This window comes from Deinococcus sp. (genome assembly GCF_018260555.1).
Taxonomy (GTDB): Bacteria; Deinococcota; Deinococci; order Deinococcales; family Deinococcaceae; genus Deinococcus.
In genome coordinates, this window is sequence record NZ_JAGLBB010000025.1 from 21,775 (window position 1) to 38,773 (window position 16,999).

At 69.2% G+C, this 16,999-nt stretch carries 18 protein-coding genes; 11 read left to right on the forward strand and 7 right to left on the reverse strand.

Annotated elements, in window-relative coordinates:
* Positions 1 to 41: 41 nt before the first annotated feature.
* On the forward strand, positions 42 to 368 hold the full coding sequence (locus QZ271_RS06710) for an HNH endonuclease (protein ID WP_291429951.1): 327 nt from the start codon (positions 42 to 44) through the stop codon (positions 366 to 368).
* On the opposite strand, the gene QZ271_RS06715 is transcribed toward QZ271_RS06710, so the two are convergent.
* Positions 269 to 1,288, reverse strand: coding sequence for a phosphatase PAP2 family protein (locus tag QZ271_RS06715; protein WP_367114325.1), 1,020 nt, complete (start codon positions 1,286 to 1,288; stop codon positions 269 to 271). The genes QZ271_RS06710 and QZ271_RS06715 overlap by 100 nt on opposite strands.
* Before the next feature lie 90 nt (positions 1,289 to 1,378).
* Here QZ271_RS06715 and QZ271_RS06720 point away from each other — a divergent pair, with 90 nt between their 5' ends.
* Positions 1,379 to 2,956, forward strand: a complete 1,578-nt coding sequence (locus QZ271_RS06720; RefSeq protein ID WP_291429952.1) for an ABC transporter ATP-binding protein — start codon at positions 1,379 to 1,381, stop codon at positions 2,954 to 2,956.
* Between the two features lie 114 nt (positions 2,957 to 3,070).
* Here the strand turns inward: QZ271_RS06720 and QZ271_RS06725 are convergent, their stop codons facing one another.
* The 3 genes from QZ271_RS06725 to glgP form a co-directional block, all read right to left on the reverse strand.
* Positions 3,071 to 3,994 (reverse strand): DMT family transporter, encoded by a 924-nt coding sequence (locus QZ271_RS06725; RefSeq protein ID WP_291429953.1) that lies wholly within the window; start codon positions 3,992 to 3,994, stop codon positions 3,071 to 3,073.
* Positions 3,995 to 4,149: 155 nt separating this feature from the next.
* The gene (locus tag QZ271_RS06730) at positions 4,150 to 4,617 is read right to left on the reverse strand and encodes a carboxymuconolactone decarboxylase family protein (protein WP_291429954.1); all 468 of its coding nucleotides are present in this window, start codon (positions 4,615 to 4,617) and stop codon (positions 4,150 to 4,152) included.
* 221 nt (positions 4,618 to 4,838) lie between these two features.
* Positions 4,839 to 7,385, reverse strand: a complete 2,547-nt coding sequence (glgP, locus tag QZ271_RS06735) for an alpha-glucan family phosphorylase (protein WP_291429955.1) — start codon at positions 7,383 to 7,385, stop codon at positions 4,839 to 4,841.
* Between the two features lie 158 nt (positions 7,386 to 7,543).
* On the opposite strand from glgP, the gene QZ271_RS06740 reads away from it, so the two are divergent.
* Entirely contained in the window at positions 7,544 to 8,065 is a 522-nt protein-coding gene (locus QZ271_RS06740) for a hypothetical protein (RefSeq protein WP_291429956.1), read from the forward strand.
* Positions 8,066 to 8,192: 127 nt separating this feature from the next.
* On the opposite strand, the gene QZ271_RS06745 is transcribed toward QZ271_RS06740, so the two are convergent.
* Together QZ271_RS06745 and QZ271_RS06750 are read right to left on the reverse strand one after the other, a co-directional pair.
* A complete protein-coding gene (locus QZ271_RS06745) occupies positions 8,193 to 9,284 on the reverse strand; it encodes an enolase C-terminal domain-like protein (protein ID WP_291429957.1) in 1,092 nt (363 codons plus the stop codon).
* Positions 9,281 to 10,075, reverse strand: coding sequence for an ATPase (locus tag QZ271_RS06750; protein ID WP_291429958.1), 795 nt, complete (start codon positions 10,073 to 10,075; stop codon positions 9,281 to 9,283). The genes QZ271_RS06745 and QZ271_RS06750 overlap by 4 nt, the downstream gene beginning before the upstream one ends.
* 117 nt (positions 10,076 to 10,192) lie before the next feature.
* On the opposite strand from QZ271_RS06750, the gene QZ271_RS06755 reads away from it, so the two are divergent.
* The 3 genes from QZ271_RS06755 (at position 10,193) to cysK (ending at position 13,249) form a co-directional block, all read left to right on the forward strand.
* The gene (locus tag QZ271_RS06755; protein ID WP_291429959.1) at positions 10,193 to 10,327 is read left to right on the forward strand and encodes a hypothetical protein; all 135 of its coding nucleotides are present in this window, start codon (positions 10,193 to 10,195) and stop codon (positions 10,325 to 10,327) included.
* Between the two features lie 153 nt (positions 10,328 to 10,480).
* Positions 10,481 to 12,139 (forward strand): PRC-barrel domain-containing protein, encoded by a 1,659-nt coding sequence (locus tag QZ271_RS06760; RefSeq protein ID WP_291429960.1) that lies wholly within the window; start codon positions 10,481 to 10,483, stop codon positions 12,137 to 12,139.
* 153 nt (positions 12,140 to 12,292) lie between these two features.
* Positions 12,293 to 13,249: a cysteine synthase A gene (gene cysK, locus QZ271_RS06765; RefSeq protein ID WP_291429961.1), complete on the forward strand. Its 957-nt coding sequence runs from the start codon at positions 12,293 to 12,295 to the stop codon at positions 13,247 to 13,249.
* 422 nt (positions 13,250 to 13,671) lie between these two features.
* On the opposite strand, the gene QZ271_RS06770 is transcribed toward cysK, so the two are convergent.
* Positions 13,672 to 14,391 carry a DUF937 domain-containing protein gene (locus QZ271_RS06770; protein ID WP_291429962.1) on the reverse strand — a complete coding sequence of 240 codons (720 nt, stop codon included), beginning with the start codon at positions 14,389 to 14,391 and terminating at the stop codon, positions 13,672 to 13,674.
* Positions 14,392 to 14,734: 343 nt separating this feature from the next.
* On the opposite strand from QZ271_RS06770, the gene QZ271_RS06775 reads away from it, so the two are divergent.
* The 5 genes from QZ271_RS06775 to QZ271_RS06795 form a co-directional block, all read left to right on the forward strand.
* Positions 14,735 to 14,938, forward strand: a complete 204-nt coding sequence (locus QZ271_RS06775) for a hypothetical protein (RefSeq protein WP_291429963.1) — start codon at positions 14,735 to 14,737, stop codon at positions 14,936 to 14,938.
* A complete protein-coding gene (locus QZ271_RS06780) occupies positions 14,939 to 15,598 on the forward strand; it encodes an ABC-2 family transporter protein (RefSeq protein ID WP_291429964.1) in 660 nt (219 codons plus the stop codon). It abuts the gene before it with no gap.
* A 45-nt stretch (positions 15,599 to 15,643) separates the two neighbouring features.
* Entirely contained in the window at positions 15,644 to 15,892 is a 249-nt protein-coding gene (locus tag QZ271_RS06785; RefSeq protein ID WP_291429965.1) for a hypothetical protein, read from the forward strand.
* Positions 15,893 to 15,978: 86 nt separating this feature from the next.
* The gene (locus QZ271_RS06790; RefSeq protein WP_291429966.1) at positions 15,979 to 16,794 is read left to right on the forward strand and encodes an ABC-2 family transporter protein; all 816 of its coding nucleotides are present in this window, start codon (positions 15,979 to 15,981) and stop codon (positions 16,792 to 16,794) included.
* 59 nt (positions 16,795 to 16,853) lie between these two features.
* Positions 16,854 to 16,999, forward strand: a 146-nt coding sequence (locus QZ271_RS06795) for a DNA-3-methyladenine glycosylase (protein ID WP_291429968.1), incomplete at its 3' end; no start/stop codon positions are given.

Below are 16,999 nucleotides of genomic sequence, written 5' to 3' on the forward strand. Positions count from 1 at the left end.
CTCAGACAGTCCGGCCGTCACGCGCGCCCGTATCTTCACGCATGGCACGCCGGCTCCCTCCCAGCACCTGGCCCGCGCCGCCCACCCCGGACCCCACCTGCGCCCTGTGTCAGCGGGCTACGCCGCACCTGACCGAACACCATCTGCTGCCCCGCTCACAGGGTCGCCGGCAGGGTGTACGTGTAGCGGACCTGCCCACCACCCGGCTGTGCCGCCCCTGCCACAGTTTCCTGCACCGCACCTTCAGCAACGCCGAACTGGCCCGCGACTACCAGGACGTCGGCGCGTTGCGCGCGCACCCGGACGTGCAGCGCTTCGTGCGCTGGCTGCGCACGCAACCCGTCAGCAAGGGCGTCCGCGTTCGCTGATGGGGACTGCGGCTCCAAGACTCGAAGGAGCGTCTGTTGTTCCTTCTTGCATGGTCCCGGCCCGATCGGAACGGCGCCGCATCAGCCGCAGGCCGTATCAGTGGGAAACCCGCTTGCCCCCCACGGCTGTCGGTGCCGGTTCCAGGGGCAGCCAGCGGCGCAGCATCACCGGCACGCCCCCGGCTGCCACGAGCACCAGCAGCCCGTAGCGCAGCGCGCACCAGCCCGACCTCCCTGCTTCCGGCCGTCAGCGCCCCCAGACCGGCAGACGCGCCGAACACCACGGCCAGTCCGAACACCGCCACGATCAGGCGGCCCTGTGTCGTCGTGGGCGGCGTGAAGCGCGGCTGCACGAACCAGAACCCGGCGGCCATGCCCAGCCCTGCCGCGAACTCACGGGGCACGCCCGCCGGCAGCAAAGCCGCCAGGAGCAGCGCCGCCAGCGGCGGCGCACTGCGCAGTGCGCCGCCCTGCGGGAAGGTCACGCGCGCCGCCCGTGCCAACAGCGCGCCCAGCGCGAGGCCCACGATCACGTCACTGGGGTAATGCACGTTCAGGACCAACCGCGACGCGGCGATCAACCCGACCAGCGCAGCGGCGGCCGCCGTTACCCACGGGCGGCGCAGTTGCAGGGCCACGCCGCCCCACAGGGTCGCGGCCATCTGCGAGTGCCCACCCGGCAGGCCTGGCCCGCCCGCCGTGCCCCGCGCCGCCTGTGACGCCGCCGCCGGGTCGTTCGTGAACGGGCGGGGCAGGTTCAGCCCGTACTTCAGCGCGGCGTTCACCGGGTCACTCAACGCGAACGCCGTGCCCAGGCTCCGGCCGCCGCGCGGACTGACCAGCCAGGTGTCCAGCGCGAGGGCCGCGATGAAGATCTCGTCGCGTCCCAGGTTCGTCATGGCCAGCCAGAAAGGTTCCATGATGCCGGTATTCTGACCCAAGCCGGGCGCGCGCGCGTGGGGGGGGCCAGAGGATGCGCGCGGGCCTGCGCGGACAGTAGACTCGGGGGTATGACCGCTCCCACTACCGACGTGCTGCGCGAGGTGCATCACAACTCCCCGAACGCGCTGGAGTTGCGCGGCGTCACCAAACGCTTCCCGCTGGTTCTCGCCAACGACAACATCTCCATGGAAGTGCGCTGGGGCAGCGTTCACGCCCTGTGCGGCGAGAACGGAGCCGGCAAGAGCACCCTGATGAAGATCGTGTACGGCATTCAGCCCCCTACCAGCGGGCAGATCGTCGTGGACGGTGAAACTGTTGACCTGAGCGACCCCAGCGAGGCCATCAAGCGCGGCATCGGCATGGTCTTTCAGCACTTCATGCTCGTCGAGACCCTGAGCGTCACCGAGAACGTCATCCTGGGAATGGAACCCACGCGTGGCGGCGCCATCGACTACGCCGGGGCGCGCAGGCGCGTGGCCGACCTGATCCGGCAATTCAACTTCGACCTGAACCCCGACGCCATCGTCGGTGAGCTGCCCGTGGGCCTGCAACAGAAAGTCGAGATTCTCAAGACCCTGTACCGGGGCGCGCGCATCCTGATTCTGGATGAACCCACCGCCGTGCTGACCCCCAGCGAGACCGAGGAGCTGTTCGACTTCCTGAAAAACCAGTACGCCGCGAGCGGCAACGCCGTGATCTTCATCAGCCACAAGCTGCACGAGGTGCTGCACATCAGCGACACCATCAGCGTTATCCGTGACGGCAAGATGATCGGCACCATCCCCGCCAGGGGCGCCACGACCGAGATCCTGGCCCGCATGATGGTCGGCCGTGACGTGAGCTTGAAGGTCAGCAAGGCGCCCGCCCAGCCCGGCGAGGTCGCCCTGAACGTGCAGAACGTCACCGTAAAAGGCGAGCACCGCAACGCCGTGGACGGCGTGAGCTTCCAGGTGCGCGCCGGAGAGATCGTGGGCATCGCGGGCGTCGAGGGCAACGGCCAGAGTGAACTGGTCGAGGCCATCACCGGCCTCCAGCCCTACCAGGGGGAGATCACGTACCTCGGGAAGGCGGCGCGTGGCGTGCGTGAAGTCGAGGCGTCCGGCCTGTCACACGTTCCCGAGGACCGCAACGAACGCGGGCTGGTAATCGACATGACCACCGCCGAGAACTACATCCTGGGCGAACACGACCGCCCGCCCTTCGCCGGGCGCGGCGGTTTCCTGAACCGTGACGTGATCGAACAGAACGCCCGCGACCTCAGCGAGAAGTACGACGTGCGCCCCCGCAGCACCAGCCTTCAGGCCGGACGCTACTCGGGCGGCAACGCCCAGAAGCTCATCGTGGCCCGCGAGATGCGCAAGGGCCCCAAGATCCTGGTCGCCAGCCAGCCCACGCGCGGCGTGGATATCGGCGCCATCGAATTCATTCACGCCCGCATCGTCGAGGCGCGCGACCAGGGCCTCGCCGTGCTGCTGATCAGCGCCGACCTGGGCGAGGTCATGAACCTCAGCGACCGCATCCTGGTCATGTACGAGGGCAACATCGTGGGTGAAGTCAAGGCCGCCGAGGCCACCGAAACGCAGCTGGGCCTCCTGATGACCGGCAGCGGCAAGACCACCGCCACCCAGGTCAGCGAACAGCCGTAAGACGCACTCCGATTGAATGGGATGCAAGGCCCATTCAATCCGAGCGGACGCGAGCAGGAACACCAGCGGGGGCAACCGACGCCCCTGGGCGGTCTGGAGCGCAGTCCGTCCGGATCAGTTCCGGGGTTCTGGTTCTGTGGGCTCGGGGGCAGCGGCGGGTCTGGTCAGGTTGATGCCGGTGCTGGCGGCAATCACGCACACGAGCGCGGCCCACTGCGCGGCGTTCAGGCGCTCTCCCAGGAACAGCAGGCCACTGAGCGCGGCGATGGCCGGCTCGGCACTCATCATCACGCCGAAAATATGGGCGGGAATGGCCCGCAGGGCGCGCATTTCCAGCGTGTACGGCAGCGCGCTCGACAGTACGGCCACCCCCAACCCCAGGAGCAATGAGCCCGGAGCCAGGAGTTGCGGCCCCGCCCCGGCCACACCGAAGGGCAGGGTGACAAGCGCCGCCACGATCATGCCGGCCACCACGCCGGTCGTACCGGGCACCCGGCGCCCCACCGCGCCGCCCGCCAGGATATACAGCGCCCAGAACGCCCCGGCCAGCAGCGCCAGACCCACGCCGGCAGGGGAGACCGGCGTGTGCGTCCCGCCGCCGGTCAGGAGTTCTCCCAGCGGGGAGATCAGCGCGATGCCCAGTGCGGCCAGCAGCACCCACGCCACGTCGGTGGCGCGGCGCGACAGGATCAGTGAGAGCGTGAGTGGCCCGATGAACTCCAGCGTGACGGCCAGCCCCAGCGGCAGGGTCCGCAGCGCCTCGTAGAACGCGAGGTTCATCAGGCCCAGCGCCGCGCCGTACGGCACGATGGCCGCCCAGTCGGGCCGCGTCAGCTGCCGCAGCCGGGGCCGCAGCACCATCGTCAGCAGCGCGGCGGCCAGCGTGACGCGCAGCGAGGTCGTTCCGGCCGCGCCCAGCGTGGGGAACAGCGTCTTGGCGAACGCCGCGCCGCCCTGAATGCTGACCATGGCCAGCAGCAGGGCCGGAATGGGCGGCAGGCCCGGTCGGGTGCGCGCAGAGGGGCGGGCGGCAGTCATGCCGGGCATTAGATCACCTGCCCCCACCTACCGCCCCGCTGCGGTCCGGTGGCGTGCCAATCAACCGAGGACCGTATCATACCGACTCCGATTGAATGGGTTTCAAAGACCATTCAATCCGAGCGGATGCGAGTGGGAGAGAAACGGAATCCGTTTCAGTCCGGCCCCACCTCCGTCTGCTCCTGTGCGGCGTGTCGTTCGGCCAGTACGCGCCCGGCGATGTTAAATCCGTTCAGTCCGGCGGGCACCCCGGCGTAGATGGCCACCTGATGCAGCACGTCGCTCAGGTCGCGTTCGCTGACGCCGCTGTTGGTGGTGGCGCGCACGTGCCCCTCCAGTTCGCGGTCGCGGCCCAGCGCGGCCAGGATGCCCAGCGTGATCATGTGCCGCTCCCGGTCTGTCAGGCCGCCGCGTCCCCACACGGCCCCCCAGGCGTACTCGGTCAGGAAGCGCTGGTAGTCCGCGCCGAAGGCGTCCGGGTCGCCCGCGAAGGCGCGGTCCACGAAGCCCTGCCCCATGATCTGCGCCCGCCGCTCCTTGCCGAGCCTCAGCATCTCGCGGTCGGGCGTCTGGTCGCTGGAAGGCTGATCTGGGCGTTCGATGCCGTCTGTCTGGTCGCTCATACCCCACACTACCCGCAGAGGGAGCGGCGTGCGGGGCAGCCGGGGGGGCGTGGCCGGGTGGGAGTGGGCCCATACGGATTCCGTTTGTTTCGCCGACAATCCTGAGGGGTGCCGGTTTGTCAACTTCACTCCCGGAGGGCCGCCCTACTCCCACTCGCACCCGCTCGGATCGAATGGGCTGCAAAGACCGTTCAATCCGAGTCCGTGGCAGGTCAGTCTGGTCAGGCCCACTTGATCAGTCGGGCTTCCAGGTCGTTACTCAGGCCGTCCACGACGGGCAGCATGCGCACGCCGACCGAGTACAGGCCGCTCTCGTTCAGGGGCACCTGGGCGCTGAAGGTGCCGTCGCCGTGGCTGGTCAGCGGCACGTGGGTCAGCGGCACGTGGGTCAGCGGCACATAGGTCAGCCCCCCCGCGCGTTTCAGGACGGCTTCCACGCGCAGTTCGCTCAGGTTGATCCCGGCGGGGTTCACGGTGGCCGTGACGGGCACGGTCTGGCCGGGCTGGGTGGTGGCGGGCAGGGTCGCCTGGGCGCTGAGGGTGGTGTGCGGCCACTGCTGGCGCACCCAGCCTTTCCAGCTGGCGATCTCGCGGGCGCGCGTGCTGTGGCTGTCGGCCAGGACGGCGCCGCGCGCGGCGATGGGCAGGTAGTACTTCTGCACGTAGTCGATCACCTGACGCTGCATCGAGAAGCGCGGGCTGCACGTCTCGATGGCGCGGCGAACGGTGTGCGCCCACGAGGTGTCCCCGGTGCCCTGTCCGTAGTAGCGGGGCGCGATGTCGTGTTCCAGGATGTGATACAGGCTGTAGGCGTCGGCGTCGTCCTGCACGTTCAGGTCGGCGTACTCGCGTTCCTCGCCGATGGGCCAGCCGTTGGTGGTGTCGTACCCTTCGCGCCACCAGCCGTCCAGCACGCTGAAGTTGGGGCTACCGTTGAAACTGGCCTTCATGCCGCTGGTGCCGGAGGCTTCCAGGGGGCGGCGGGGGTTGTTCAGCCAGATGTCCACGCCCTGCACGAGGTGACGGGCGACATGCATGTCGTAGTTTTCCAGGATCACGATCTTGCCCCGGAACTCGGGTTCCTGCGACAGGCGGTAGATCTCCTGAATCAGGGCCTTGCCGGGGTTGTCGGCCGGATGGGCCTTACCGGCGAACACGAACTGCACCGGGCGCTCCGGGTGGTTCACGATGCGGCTGAGGCGTTCACGGTCGCGGAACAGCAGCGTGGCGCGCTTGTACGTCGCGAAGCGCCGCGCGAAGCCGATGGTCAGGGCGTTCTCGCTGAGCAGCGTGTCGGTGGCGGCCACGTCGGCGGCGCTGGCGCCGTTGCGGACCTTCTGCTCGCGCACGCGGCCGCGTACAAAGGTGATCATCTCGCGTTTCATGACCAGCTGCACGTCGCTGAGCTGCGCGTCGGTGAGGTTCTCGACGGCCTGCCACATCGCCTCGTCTTCCAGGCGTTCGGTCCAGTCGGCGGGCAGCACGGTGGAGAGCAGGTCGCGCATGGCCTGACTCGTGAAGGTCAGGTTGTGCGCGCCGTTCGTGACGTGCCCGATCGGCACTTCCCCGGTCTCCGCGCCGGGGTACAGGAACTTCCACATGTCGCGGCTGACCTCGCCGTGCAGTTCGGACACACCGTTGGCGGCGCGGCTCATGTTCAGCGCGAACACCGTCATGGAGAACGTCGGGACCGGGTGGCCGTCCCACATCTGCTCGTGTTCGGCCAGCGCGTACAGTTCGTCACGGCTGGCGGCCAGCTGGGCGGGCCACGAGCCGATGTAGCGGTCCATCAGGTCGTACCCGAACGCGTCGTTCCCGGCGGGCACGGGCGTGTGCGTGGTGAACAGCGTGCTGCTGGCCACGGTTTCCACGGCGGTACGGAAATCCAGACCGGCTTCCACGTACTCGCGGGTGCGTTCCAGGCCCAGCAGCGCGGCGTGCCCCTCGTTCATGTGGTACACGTCGCCGGGGATACCCAGCAGCCTCAGCGCGCGGATGCCGGCCACGCCCAGCAGCACGTACTGCTGCACGCGCAGCTCCTGGTTGCCGCCGTACAGGCGTGCGGTCAGTGTGCGGTCCTCGGGACTGTTCTGCGGAACGTTCGTGTCCAGCAGCAGTACCCGGATGCGGCCCACGTTCAGGTTCCAGATGCGCGAGTGAACGGTGCGGTTCCCGATGACCACGCTCACGCGGGCTTCCTCGCCGCCGTGCGTCAGGGCGGGCGTGATGGGCAGGGTGGTCAGGTCGAGTTCGTCGTAGGTTTCGTTCTGCCAGCCGTCCTTGTCGAACAGCTGCGTGAAGTACCCCTGGTGGAACAGCATGCCGACCGCCGTGAAGGGAATCCCCAGATCAGAGGCGCTCTTGCAGTGGTCACCCGCCAGCACGCCCAGACCGCCAGAGTAGATGGGCAGGGACTCGTGGTACGCGTACTCCATGCTGAAGTAAGCCACGGGTTTCATGTCGGGAACGTTCTTGGCGGCCCAGGTGTCCTTCTTGCCCATGTAGGCGTCGAAGTCGGCCATGACCTGCGCGTAGCGTTTCAGGTAGGCGGGGTCGGCCGCGACTTCTTTTAGGCGCGCCTGCGGAACTTCGAGCAGGGTCCGCACCGGATTGTGCTGGAACCGCTCCCAGAGACCGTGATCCAGTTCCTGATACAGCGCCTGGGCATGTGGAGTCCAGGACCAGTACAGGTTATAGGCGAGTTCGGACAGCCTTGCCACGCTGCCGGGCAGCTGAGGCAACACCGTGACCTTCCCAATGACGTTCATACCAGATGAGCTTACACCAGGGCCCACCCGCCCACCCGCGTGGCATGACTCCGTGCAGCACGCACAAAAAAGCCGGTTGTTTAGACAGCTGCGGGGGGCGGGGGCCCCATCCGCCCGGCACCCGGCGTGGCTGGGGCAGGCATGTCAGGATGAGCAGCGTGACCGTTCCGACCCCCGAAGGCCCAACCCCCGAAGGCCCGCCCCCCGAAGGCCTACCCCCCGAAAGGCCGCAGGCCGCGCTGATGGACGAGGGCGACCGGCTGGCCCGCCACCTGGCCCAGACACTCCACGCCACCCTGCAAGACCAGCCCCGCCTGACCTTCCTGGGCCGCAGCCTCGCGCTGAATCTCGTGAACGCCTTCATGCCCACCCTGGAACACGTGACCCGCCGCGCCGGACACGCCCTGCACGCCGCCCTGGTCCTCGACGAGCGTGGCCGCCCGCTCGTCCAGACGGCCAGTCCAGACGGCGAGACCGGCCCCAGCATCGGCGTGGACGACCTGCTGCGCGACCTGCTGTTCCTGCGCGGGCAGCTTCACCCCGCCGTTCAGGAACACCTGCGCGGCGCGCTGCGCGGGAGCGAACACCAGGCGACCCGCGCCCTGGTGGACTGCCTGCGCAGCCGCCCCGTCCTGGACGCCATGCAACGCCAGATTCAGACCCTGATGCGCGACCACTGAAGCTGACCCGGCCTGAATGGTTGACCCAACCCGTTCAGGCTTTTCCTGGAGTCCGTATCAGTCACCGGTCCTGTCTGACCCATTCCGGCTGCCATTTTCGGTCCGGCCGGAACCGCGCCGCGCGCACCTATCCGACGCGGTAACGGGCCACTTTCGCTGGATCAGGGGCGTGGCCGCTCAGGGCGGCCACGTCCAGCCAGCCGTCCCGGAACTCGATGGGCGCGTTCAGCAGGTCGTCCTGCAATTTCAGGACGAAACTGAGTTCGCAGGGCTCGGTCACCTCGGGCTGGGTGGACAGCAGCGCCGCGTGCAGGGTGCCCAGGCCCGTGCTGGCCTGCGAACCCACCATGCCGCGCTTTCCGTGGGCGGCGGCCACGCGCAGCATGTTCAGGCCGTCGGTAAAGCCGTTGCGGGCCGTTTTCACGTTCAGCACATCGAAGGTACCAAAGTCCAGTTCGCGGTCCAGGTCAGCCGGGGTGAAGCACGAGTCGTCCGCCACGATCGGCAGCCGCCCCTGCGCGTATAGCGCGGCGCGCGCCCGCAACTGCCGCGCCGGCAGGGGCTCTTCCACGTACATCAGGCCCGCCTCCCGCATGGCGTCCAGGGCCGGCGGGGCCGATTCGGGGCTCAGGGTCTCGTTACTGTCGGCGTACAGCAGCACGTCACTCCCGAACTCGGCCCGTAGCGCGCGGATCACGCGCAGGTCGCGTTCGTGCTCGCGGCCCACTTTCACCTTCAGGCAGCGCACACCGGCCTGCACCACGCGCCGCGCCTCGCCGAGCATGTCGTCCGGACTGGCGATGCCCAGAATGAAACTCACGCGGACGCGCGTGTTCGGGCCCATCAGCGTGCTGAACAGGCTGCTTCCGGCGGCGCGGGCGCGGGCGTCATGTAGGGCCATGTCCAGCGCGCCGCGCGCCGTGTGGTTGTTCGCCACGCTGTTGCGCGCGCGGTTCAGGCCCGCCTCGTCCGTGATGCTCAGGCCTGCCAGGGCGCCTTGCAGGTGCGCCAGGATGCCCAGCACGCTGGCGGGCGTCTCGCCGTAGATGGTGGGGCGCGGTGTCGCCTCGGCCACGCCCACCGTGCCGTCCGAGAGCGTGACGCGCACCAGAACGTGCTCGGCGGCACTCAGGGCCGAGTGCGCCCCCCACGCCAGCGCCGAGGTGAGCGGCAGCCGGTAGACCAGACCCTCGACCCGCGCGACGGTGGGCGCGCTCACACTGCCCCCGTGGTCCAGGTGCGCACGGCCCGCGCCACGCCGGCCGGGTCCAGCGCCACGGTATCCAGCACCAGCGCCCTTGCGGGCGGCAGGGTCCGCAGGAACGCCTCGGCCGCCACCGGGTCGTAGTTGCGCCGCTCGGACACCACGATCTTCACCTTCGCCAGCACGTCGTCCGGCGCGAAGCCCTGGGCCGGCAGTTCTGCCAGGGCGTCCAGTTCCTGCGGCGTAAAGACCTCCGCCGCGCCCTTCAGGTCGGCCAGCGATTCCCGCAGCGTGGTCCCGCCCTGGGCGCCGCCCACCTGATCGAAAGCGTCCGCTCGGCCCAGCAGCCGCCGCACCCGCACCGTGTCCGGGGCGCCCAGCGCCACGAACCGCCACGCCGGGAACGACTGCGCCGCGAATCTGACCTCGTCCAGGCCGCGCAGTCCGTCGAAGACCGGCGTCTGGCCCCAGTGACCCGTGTCGGCCAGCAGTGACCCCAGCGCCTGCGCCATGCCGCCCGGATGGGCCTGGCGGTACTGCGCGGTCAGCCGGAAGCGTTCTTCACGGTCCCGTACGGCCGCGCCTGCCAGCGGCAGGATCATCACGGCGTCCGTGACCTCCCGCCGGTCCGGTAGCACCCGGACGCCCGCATCTGCCGCGGTCAGGGCGGCCAGGGCGGTACTTTTCCCCACGCCGGTCAGGCCGACCAGCACCGTCAGGGGCAGCTGCGACAGCCGGCGCTCGTGCGGGGCGGGGGACGCGGCGTCGGCGCGCAGGAAGGGCAACTGACTCGACTCACTCGGCATTCACCGAGAGTAGCGCCCCCGCCTGGTGAAGACTGGGTCAAGGTTCAATCAAGTCGGTGTGATTCGTGGACGCGCAGATAACCGCCGCGAGTTTCTATACTTAGTGACGGAGGCACCATGACGCGACTCAAAGGCAATTCCGGCGGTAACGGCGGCAAGATTCTGATCATTCTCATCATCCTGATCGCTCTGTTCCTGCTGGCGTACTTCCTGTACCTCAAACCCCAGGGCCTGCTGGACCTCGGCTTCTGAACACCGCTCGTCAGGTCTGCTACACCTGAGCGGTAGCGTTGTTCTGGGCTCCCGCGCCGTTCGCGGTTGCCCCTGCGGCCCCCGCCCCTCTCCGCTCCGCCCACGACACCTTCACGGAAGGCCAGGCGGACGCCGTTCACCGGAGTTTCCCGCATGATTAAAGGTAAAGAGATTCTCGGCCGTTCCGTCATCGCCATCAATACCGGAGAGAAGATCGACACTGTGCACGACGTCATCTTCGACCACCAGGCCAATCAGGTGCTGGGCCTGCTCGTCGATGAGGGCGGCTGGTTCAGCGCCGCCAAGGCCGTCACGTTCGATCAGATCCGCTCGATCGGTGAGGACGCCATCATGATCGCCGACGCCTCCGCCGTCACCACCACCCGCGAGGACGGTCGCCTGAAAGAGGCGCTGGAAAGCGGCAGTAGCCTGATCGGCCTGACCCTGATGACCACCGACGGCCAGAACCTCGGCAAGATCGCCGACGTGTTCTTTAACGAGGAGACCGGCCGCGTCGAAGGCTACGAGGCGACCGGCGGCCTGTTCGCCGACCTGAGTAGTGGCCGCACCTTCGTACCGGTCCCCGAGAGCGTGCAGATCGGCCACGACACCGCCATCGTGCCCGTCGAGGTGGCCAGCGCCATGCAGGAGCAGGAGGAAGGCGGCCTGAAAGGCGCGCTGCAGAGCGCCAGTCAGAGCGTGGTCGGCGTGTACCACGAGGCCGCCGACAGCGTCAAGGGTGCCTACGAGAACATCGCAGAAGCGACCCGTGAACGCCAGAAAGAGTACGTGGTCGGCAAGACCGCCGGAGGTGACATCACGGCCGAGGACGGCCGCGTGATCGTCTCCAAGGGCGAAACCATCACCGCCGCCCAGGCGGACGAAGCCGAAACCGCCGGGAAACTCGTCGCACTGGCCACCGCCGCGACCGGCGGAGTGATCGCCGACGCCTACGGCAGCGCCCGTGACCGCGTGCAGGAATCCTACGAGGACGTAAAAGACGCCACCGCCGAGCGTCAGAAAGCCTACGTGACCGGCAAGACCGCCGGCAGCGAAATCCGCACCGACGCTGGCGAGGTCATCGTGCCCGCCGGCGCGACCATCACGGCCTTCCAGGCGGACCGCGCCGAGCAGACCGGGAAACTGGCCGCCCTGACCGCCGCCGCGACCGGCGGAGCCATCAGCGGCGGCGTGCAGACCCTGCGCGAGCGCACCAAACTGGACCCCAACACCCTGGAAGCCACCGTGGGCCGCCGGGTCCGCACCGACGTCCGGGCGCCCGGCGGGAGCCTCGTGGCCGCGCAGGGCCAGATCGTCACGCAGGCTATTGCCGAGCGCGCCCGCCACCTGGGCGTGCAGCAGGCCCTGATCGACGCCACCACCGGCGGCGCCGCCGGCACGTCCAGCCCCGCCGCCGGGGTGGCCGTTGCAGGCGGACTGGCCAGCGTCAGCGAGGGAGCGGGCAACCTGCTCGACCGCGCCAAGAACTGGCTGGGCGACAAGCGCGAGCAGGCCACCGAGGTCATCGACCAGCGCCAGCAGGAAGCCGAGGAGCAGAAGGTCCGCGACGCCCTGGGCCGCCCCGTGACCCGCGTGATTCTCGCGCCCGACGACTCGATCATCCTGAACATCGGTGAGATCGTTACCAACCGCGCCGTGCAGGCCGCCCGCGACGGGAACGTCCTGGACATCCTGGTCAGCAGCATCAGCCGGGAAACGCCGCACATCGACCCGCTGGCCAGCCGCCCGGACGCGACCGGCGAGGCCGCGCTGCCCGAACGGGACGCCCCGGACAGCCAGCCTCCCCGCTAAGCACCGCAGCACAGGAGCAGCACAGTACAGAAGCAGCACAGCAACACAGGGAGCCGCGCGTCGGAATGGACGCGCGGCTCCCTGCATGCTGTGGAGCGCTCCTGTCTGCCACCCCCCGATTCGCGCGGCCGCGCAGGGCCTATCCTGGGCGGCATGATCGAGTCGCTCATCGGCCACACGCCCCTGCTGCAACTGAAGCGCGTGACCGGCCCCGACATGGCCGACGTGTTCGTGAAGTTGGAAGGTCAGAATCCCGGCGGGAGCATCAAGGACCGCACCGCGCTGGGCCTCGTCGAGGACGCCGAACGGCGCGGCCTGCTGAAACCCGGCGGGACCATCGTGGAACCCACCAGCGGCAATACGGGCATCGGGCTGGCGCAGGTGGCAGCCGCCAAGGGGTACAGACTGATCCTGTGCATGCCCGCCCAGATGAGTGAGGAACGCAAACGCACGCTGGCCGCGTACGGCGCCGAACTGATCCTGACAGACCCGCAGCGCCGCATGCTGGCCGCCATCGAGGAAGCGCAGACCATCGCCGACCGCACCGGCGCGGTCATGATGGGCCAGTTCACGAACCCCGCCAACCCCGCCGTGCACGAGGCCACCACCGGCCCCGAACTGTGGGAACAGATGGAGGGCCGCATCGACGCCTTCGTGTACGGCAGCGGGACCGGCGGCACCATCAGTGGCGTGGGCCGCTACCTGAAACGCATGAACCCCGACGTACAGATCATCGCCTGTGAACCCGCGCGCAGCAACGTCCTGAGCGGCGGGGAACGCGGCGAACACGGCTTTCAGGGCATGGGGCCCGGCTTCATCCCGCAGAACCTGGACCGCAGCGTCCTGGACGACGTGGTGCAGGTCTGGGAAGAGGATGCCTACCCGCTGGCCCGCCGCCTGGCGCAGGAGGAAGGTCTGTTCGTGGGCATGAGCAGCGGCGCGATGGCCTGGGCTGCCTTGGAGGTCGCCCGCCGCCTCGGCCCCGGAAAGCGCGTGGCGACCATCGCCTGCGACACCGGCGCGCGATACCTGACCACCAGCCTCTTTACGGGCGGCAGCGACACCCCGCCCGGGTACCAGCCCCGCTCGCGCGAACGCACGGATCACTGAGACGGACTCCGATTGATTCGGTGTAGTCCCGAGTCAATCCGAGCGGATGCGAGTAGGAATAGCATCCGGGTTTCGCGGTATGGAGCCGCAGGCGGCGCTTTTCCGACTGTGGCGGAATGGAGCGGAATCCGGATCAGACGGACTCCGATTGAATGGGCTGCAAAGACCGTTCAATCCGAGCGAAGCGAGTGGGAGCTGGGCGGGTTCTGGACGTGGAGCTGGCAATCCGGTGAAGTTCCGGATTGTCGGCGAAACAAACGGGATCCGTATGAGACGGACTCCGATTGAATGGGCTGCAAAGACCGTTCTATCCGAGCGGATGCGAGCCGGAACACAGTGTCTGTCATGCAGCAAGGAGGCGAGCCCGCGCGGGCTCGCCTCCTTGCTCTTCAGGGCTGTTCGGGGGTGTGGGTGGTCCCGCCTTAGCGGCGCGCGCCGCCGAACATGCCGATCAGGTCGTCGAGCGCATTACCGTCCCCGTCGCTGTCCAGGGCGCTGTTCAGGGTGCCCAGCAGGCCGCCCTGCTGCGCGGGTGCGTGCCCCTGGGTGCCACCCAGGACGCTGCCCAGCAGGCCGCCCAGGTCGGTGCCGCCCGCTGGGCTGCTCTGCTGCGCGGGTGCGCCGCCCAGCATCCCGCCGAGCATGCCGCCCAGCCCGCCGCCGAGCCCGCCAGCCGCGCCGCCACCGAGCAGGCCGCCCAGGACGCTGCCCAGATCCGCGCCGCCGCCCTGAGCGCCCTGACCCTGCTTCTGGCGGCTCAGGTAGCCGAGGACCAGCGGGGCCAGCATGCTGAGAATCTGCATGGCCATCTGCGGGTCGATGCCGGCGCGCTTGCTGACCGCCTGCGCCGCCTGCGCCTGCTGACCGCCGAACACGTGCCCCAGGATCTTCTGGCCGTCCTGCGTGTCCGGTACCTGCCCCTGCGTGAAGGCGTCCAGGGCGCTGCCGTCGTGGCGGCTCAGCGCGCCGCTCAGGGCGTCCAGGCCGCCGGGTTGCGCGGCGTTGCGGGTCAGGGCGCCCAGCAGCAGGGGTAGCGCGGCCTCGATGGCGGCCTGCGACTGCCCGGTGTTCGCGCCGGTGTTCTGCGCGACGGTCTGCTGGGCCTGTCCCATTCCTCCGAGCATGTTGAAAATGTCCATCATGATGTGCCTCCTGTGCCGGCGCGTGTGGCCGGTGGTGCGTGCGGGTAAGTGAAGGGAAACTGGCATGGGTCGAGCCGGGAATGTGGTGTAGGTCGGAGAGCAGTGTAGCTGGGAACGGAGCGGAAATGGGAATGGAGTGCGGCCGGAGGGGGGAGGCGACCTGCAGCCCCAGCGAGCGGTCGCGACGCAAGCGGCCCCACGGCGGCCCGCCCACCCGGCCCTGCGGACCCTCTGCCATGCGGCGTATGTCGCTTGCAGGTCTGCTCGGGTAGGCTGACTGCTTCCAGTTCGGCAACCGGGAAGCCTGCGTGCAGGGCCCGGTCTCTGGAGAGGGGGAGCATTCATGACCATTCACCCAGCGCCCGCCGCGCAGCGTCACGCGGGCGCGGCCGGTTCCGGCGCGGCGCTGTACGCTGCTGTGGCGCGGCTGGGCTTCCGGCGGCCCTTCGCTTACCCGCAGGCGGCCCTGTGGGGAGTCGTCACCAACGCCTTTTTCGGGCTGCTGCGGGTGTCGGTTCTGGCCGCGCTGTTCGGGGCGCGCCCGTAGGTGGCCGGGTACAGCCTGACCGACGCCGTCACGTACTCCGCACTGACGCAGGCGTTCGTCGTGGCGCTGGCCCTGTTCGGCTGGACGGACTTCATGCGCACCATTCACCGGGGCGAGGTCGGCACGGACCTGCTGCGCCCCATGAACCTGCTGGGTTTCTGGGCCGCGCAGGACGCCGGGCGGGCGGCAGCGCAGTTCGTGCTGCGCGGCCTGCCGATGCTGCTGACCTTTCAGGTGGGCGCGGCGTTTCAGGGGGGCGCGGCGTTTCAGGTGGGTGCGGCGGGCACGGTCGGCGGCCTGCACTGGCCAGCCGGGCCGCTCGCGTGGACGCAGACGATCCTGAGCGCCGCGCCCCCCTGGGCGTGCGGGTTTCTGTTCCGCTTCCTGGTGAACTGCGCGGCGTTCTGGTTCCCGGACGCCGCCGGGTTCGGCCGGTTCGCGTGGGCGCTGCTGGGCCCGGGCTGCGGATTCCTGATGCCGCTGGCATTCTTTCCGGAGTGGGCGCAGGCGGCGCTGGCCTGCGCGCCCTTTCCGTCCATGCTGAGCACCACCGTGGAAGTCTGGCTGGGCTGCAGGAGTGGCCCCGGCGCCTGGGTGGCCCCGGCGCCTGGGTGGCCCCGGGCACGCAGCTGGCCTGGACGGGCGCACTCCTGGCGCTGAGGGCCTTCCCGCTGCGGCGCGGGCTGCGGCGGCTGGAGGTCGCCGGTGGCTAGCGGCCATACAGAAGGGCAGCGGTCAGGCGGATCACTGGACGCCCTGCGCCACCACACCCGCCTGTACCGGCGGCTGCTGGGCGCGCAGGCTCGCTCGCAGGGCGCGTACCGCACGTCGTTCCTGCTGGACTCGCTGGGCACCCTGCTGATCACGGCCGCCGAGTCCGCCGCGCTGGCCCTGATTCTGCCCCGCCTCGGCAGTCTCAGCGGCTGGACGCTGGGTGATACGGATTCCGATTGATTCGCTGCAATTGCGAATCAATCCGAGCGGACGCGAGTAGGAAGGGCAGACGCCCCTTCGCGGTATGGAGCCGCAGTCCGTATGCGGTGTGCCTGCTGTACGGCCTGGCGGAACTGGCCTTCGTGCTGATGGACATCCTCTTCGGCGGTTTCGACGTCCCGAACCTGTCCGGGCACGTCCGCAGCGGCACGTTGAGCACCTTCCTGCTGCGCCCGGCCCCGCTGACCCTGCAGGTGTTTGCCTCGGACTTCGCGCTGTGCCGCGTGGCGCGCGTCGTTCTGGCCGCCGCCATCGCCGGGTACGGCCTGACGCACGCCGGCCTGTCCCTGAACGCAGTAACGGCGCTGCTACTGCTGTCGTCCGTGCTGGGCATGATCGCCTTTTTCGGCGCGCTGTTCGTGGTGGGCGGCACCCTGACCTTCTGGACGGTGGACAGCGTGGAAGCCATGAACGTCCTGACGTACGGGGGCCGCACGCTGATCAGTTACCCCATGGACATCTACAGCCGCGCGCTGCGCCGCACCTTCACGTTCATCATCCCGGCGGGGTGCCTGTCGTCCTTCCCGGTCCTGCGCGTCATGATCATCGATCACGGGCAACTGCTGTTCGACGGACAATTGAACGACCTGCAAGCCCGTTACGGCGGCGCGCGCCAGGTGCAGATGGACTTCGAGATCCCGCCCGCCGACCCGCACACTCCGGGCCTGGACCTGCTCGGCGCAGGCGACGTGCGCGCCGTGTACGCCTTTCACGGGCCGGCCGCCGCACCCATCGCGCTGATCACCGCGCACGCGCCCATCCGCGACCTGACCGTCCGCGAACCCGACATCGACTCCACCATCCGCCGCATCTACGAAGAAGGCCTGCTGCGCCCCCCGCACGAGATGCGCCCGGTCCCTTGACCCGCCCGCGCCGCCGGGCGCAGTGGTGAGTATCTGAAGGCGCGCGGTAGGCTCGGCGCATGACCGCGCCGCTGCCGCCCGCCCATTTCGCCGGGAATCCCGTGCAGATCGCCCGGAACCTGCTGGGCGCCACCCTGGTCCGCCGCCTGCCGGACCAGGAGAGCATCACGGGCCTCATCGTGGAAATCGAGGCTTACGACTGCCC

What these genes read in the sequence shown, in the direction of transcription:
- QZ271_RS06710 (WP_291429951.1), top strand. Translation starts at nt 42, where the DNA reads ATGGCACGCCGGCTCCCTCCCAGCACCTGGCCCGCGCCGCCCACCCCG.
- QZ271_RS06715 (WP_367114325.1), bottom strand. Translation starts at nt 1,288, where the DNA reads ATGGAACCTTTCTGGCTGGCCATGACGAACCTGGGACGCGACGAGATC.
- QZ271_RS06720 (WP_291429952.1), top strand. Translation starts at nt 1,379, where the DNA reads ATGACCGCTCCCACTACCGACGTGCTGCGCGAGGTGCATCACAACTCC.
- QZ271_RS06725 (WP_291429953.1), bottom strand. Translation starts at nt 3,994, where the DNA reads ATGACTGCCGCCCGCCCCTCTGCGCGCACCCGACCGGGCCTGCCGCCC.
- QZ271_RS06730 (WP_291429954.1), bottom strand. Translation starts at nt 4,617, where the DNA reads ATGAGCGACCAGACAGACGGCATCGAACGCCCAGATCAGCCTTCCAGC.
- glgP (WP_291429955.1), bottom strand. Translation starts at nt 7,385, where the DNA reads ATGAACGTCATTGGGAAGGTCACGGTGTTGCCTCAGCTGCCCGGCAGC.
- QZ271_RS06750 (WP_291429958.1), bottom strand. Translation starts at nt 10,075, where the DNA reads ATGCCGAGTGAGTCGAGTCAGTTGCCCTTCCTGCGCGCCGACGCCGCG.
- QZ271_RS06755 (WP_291429959.1), top strand. Translation starts at nt 10,193, where the DNA reads ATGACGCGACTCAAAGGCAATTCCGGCGGTAACGGCGGCAAGATTCTG.
- QZ271_RS06760 (WP_291429960.1), top strand. Translation starts at nt 10,481, where the DNA reads ATGATTAAAGGTAAAGAGATTCTCGGCCGTTCCGTCATCGCCATCAAT.
- cysK (WP_291429961.1), top strand. Translation starts at nt 12,293, where the DNA reads ATGATCGAGTCGCTCATCGGCCACACGCCCCTGCTGCAACTGAAGCGC.
- QZ271_RS06770 (WP_291429962.1), bottom strand. Translation starts at nt 14,391, where the DNA reads ATGATGGACATTTTCAACATGCTCGGAGGAATGGGACAGGCCCAGCAG.
- QZ271_RS06775 (WP_291429963.1), top strand. Translation starts at nt 14,735, where the DNA reads ATGACCATTCACCCAGCGCCCGCCGCGCAGCGTCACGCGGGCGCGGCC.